This window comes from Nocardioides sp. CPCC 206348 (genome assembly GCF_048654705.1).
Classification (GTDB): Bacteria; Actinomycetota; Actinomycetes; order Propionibacteriales; family Nocardioidaceae; genus Nocardioides.
Map to the genome: position 1 here is coordinate 2,806 of NZ_JBMCZA010000079.1, position 2,756 is coordinate 5,561.

Below are 2,756 nucleotides of genomic sequence, written 5' to 3' on the forward strand. Positions count from 1 at the left end.
CGGACGTGCGGGACGCCGTACGCATCACGAAAGAGCCGGGCCATGCCCGAAGGCTACGACCCGGCTCCCCGCAGGCGATCCGCGCGTGATCAGCCGCCGATCGGCAGGCCGAAGCGGCCCTTCTGGAAGTCCTCGTAGGCGCTGAGCACTTCCTGCTTCGTGTTCATCACGAACGGCCCCGCCCATGCGATCGGCTCGCGGAGCGGCTGGCCGCCGACGATGATCACGTCGAGCTTCGGCGACCGGCTCTCCTGCCGCTCGTCGGCCGTGATGGTGAGGAAGTCACCCGCGCCGAGCACGGCGGACTGTCCCATCCGGATCGGGCGGGCGTCGGCGGTGCCGACCGTGCCCGAGCCGTTGAGGACGTAGACCAGCGCGTTGTGGTCGACGTTCCAGGGCAGGTCGAGCCGGGCGCCGGGCTCGATGGTGGCGTGCACCAGTGCCATGGGCGTGTACGTCGACCCGGGGCCGTCGTGGCCGTCGACGGAACCTGCGATCACCCGCACGAGCGCACCCGCGTCGTCGCTGGTGAGCAGCGCGACCTCGCCGGACCGGATGTCCTGGTAGCGCGGCTCGGTCATCTTGGAGTCGCGCGGCAGGTTCACCCACAGCTGGACGCCGTGGAACAGCCCGCCGGACTGCACCAGCCACTCCGGCGGTGTCTCGATGTGCAGGAGGCCGCTGCCAGCGGTCATCCACTGCGTGTCGCCGTTGGTGATCGTGCCGCCCCCGCCGTGGCTGTCGCGGTGGTCGAAGACGCCGTCGATGATGTAGGTGACGGTCTCGAAGCCGCGGTGCGGGTGCCAGGGCGTGCCCTTGGGCTCTCCGGGCGCGTACTCCACCTCGCCCATCTGGTCCATCATGATGAACGGGTCGAGGCGCTGCATGTCGATGCCGGCGAACGCACGCCGCACCGGGAAGCCCTCCCCCTCGTAGCCCTGGGGAGCGGTGGTCACCTCCCACACGGGTCGCGGCTGGTCGCCCAGTCCGGGCGTCTTGAGGCGCGGCAGGACAGTCAGGTCGTCGACGGTGATTGCGGGCATCGGGCCCACCTCCCAGTGGTGTGGTGGTTGTTAGTTGCCATGTCAACCATAACCCCGGACGAGATATTCCGCCTAGGCTCAGCCCATGTCCCGCTACGACGTCGTCGTCGTCGGTGCCGGCCACAACGGCCTCACCTCGGCCGCCTACCTCGCCCGTGCCGGACTCTCGGTCCTGGTGCTCGAACGCCTCGGCCACGTCGGGGGCGCGGCGATCTCCGCACAGGCGTTCCCGGGCTACCCGACCCGGCTGTCCCGCTACTCCTACCTCGTCTCCCTGCTGCCCGAGCAGATCGCCACCGACCTCGGGCTCGACCTGCAGCTCGTCAGCCGGCAGACGGCGTCGTACTCACCGATCGAACGGGAGGGCCGGGCCACCGGCCTCCTCGTCGAACGCAACGAGGGCGCAGCGACTCGCGAGTCGTTCCGGGCCCTCACCGGCAGCGATGGCGAGTACGACGCCTGGCGGGCCTTCTACGAGGGCGTGGCGGGGCTGGCGGGGGTCGTGGCCCCCACCCTGACGCAACCCCTCCAGACCGACGCCGGCCTGCGCAGCGCCGTCGATCCCGACATCTGGCGCGACCTCGTCGAGGAGCCGATCGGGCGGGCCATCGAACGCCGGTTCACCGACGACCTCGTGCGCGGCGTCGTCGCGACCGATGCGCTGATCGGGACGTTCGCCTCCGTCCACGACCCGAGCCTCGTGCAGAACCGCTGCTTCCTCTACCACCTGATCGGCAACGGCACCGGTGAGTGGCGGGTGCCCGTCGGCGGGATGGGCGCGGTGACCGATGCCCTCGCCCGGGCCGCGGTCGCGGCTGGCGCCACGATCGTGACGGGCGCCGAGGTGCGCGCCATCAGGTCGGGCGAGGTGCGCTGGTACGACGGCCACACCGAGCACGTCGTCGAGGCCGGCCAGGTCCTTGCCAACGTCGCACCCTGGGTGCTCGGCACCCTGCTGGGCGAGGACGCCGATCCCGCGACCAGGCCCGAGGGCGCGCAGCTCAAGATCAACTTCCTGCTGTCGCGATTGCCGCGGCTGCGGTCCGGCCTGGACCCGGCGGTCGCGTTCTCCGGGACGCTGCACCTTGCCGAGGGCTACGGCGAGCTCGAGGCCGCCTGGTCCGCGGCCGCCAGCGGCGCGCTGCCCGACCCGTTGCCCGGCGAGGTCTACTGCCACTCCCTCACCGACCCGTCGATCCTCGGCGACGTCCCGGCCGGCACCCACACGCTGACCTACTTCGGCCTGCACACGCCGGCGTCGCTCTTCGACACGGACCCCGTCGGCACCCGGGACGAGGCCGTCCGCCGGGCACTGGCGTCCCTGGACGCCGTGCTCGAGGAGTCGATCGACTCCGTCGTGCTGCGCACCCCGGACGGCCAGCCCTGCATCGAGGCGAAGATCCCGCAGGACATCGAGGCCGACCTCGCGATGCCCGGCGGCCACATCTTCCACGGCGACCTCGAGTGGCCGTGGGCGCCGCACCGGGCCCGGCTCGAGACCCCGGGTGAGCGCTGGGGCGTCCAGACGTCGTACGACGGCGTGCTGTTGTGTGGCGCCGGCGCTCGCCGTGGCGGCGCAGTCAGCGGCCTCGGTGGCCACAATGCCGCGCAGGCGGTCCTGGAGACCCTCGGCGGCTGACGCCTCGAACCCGGCCCGATTTCACCCCACCCGTGGTTCGCTGGTAGCGTTTCGCCCTGCTTCACCAGATGCAC

Annotated in this window: 2 protein-coding genes; one reads left to right on the forward strand and one right to left on the reverse strand. The window is 71.6% G+C overall.

All coding sequences use genetic code 11. From position 1 onward, the window contains the following. Positions 1–89 precede the first annotated feature (89 nt). The gene (locus ACOADB_RS03870) at positions 90–1,043 is read right to left on the reverse strand and encodes a pirin family protein (protein WP_378596615.1); all 954 of its coding nucleotides are present in this window, start codon (positions 1,041–1,043) and stop codon (positions 90–92) included. Between the two features lie 85 nt (positions 1,044–1,128). Between ACOADB_RS03870 and ACOADB_RS03875 the strand changes: the two genes are divergently transcribed. Then, positions 1,129–2,682, forward strand: coding sequence for a phytoene desaturase family protein (locus tag ACOADB_RS03875; protein ID WP_378596616.1), 1,554 nt, complete (start codon positions 1,129–1,131; stop codon positions 2,680–2,682). Positions 2,683–2,756 lie beyond the last annotated feature (74 nt).